This window comes from uncultured Winogradskyella sp., from assembly GCF_947495255.1.
Lineage (GTDB): Bacteria > Bacteroidota > Bacteroidia > Flavobacteriales > Flavobacteriaceae > Winogradskyella.
Genome location: NZ_CANLYI010000044.1, coordinates 1 through 224 on the forward strand (window position 1 = coordinate 1; position 224 = coordinate 224).

Genomic DNA, 224 nt, shown 5'->3' on the forward strand with positions numbered 1-224 from the left:
TAGAGTTGAAATCTGCATTCTGTACATTAAACTTTTTACCTTGTTCTAAAATCTTAGGAAGGTAATCTGGATTTTTTTTGTAAGCAACAGCTCTATCATCTGCAGGACGCATTGTCGCAAATTTATCCATTTGTGTATTAGATTCTGCATATTTACCATTGGCTTTAAGCATTTGAGCATACTTATAAACCATCTCTGGCTTATCTGAAGTTTCTAATGCTTTA

1 pseudogene is annotated in these 224 nt (G+C 33.0%); it reads right to left on the reverse strand.

Going from position 1 to position 224, the window contains the following annotated elements:
- Positions 1-224: pseudogene (locus tag Q0807_RS18895) on the reverse strand (cell envelope biogenesis protein OmpA); the annotation flags it as partial.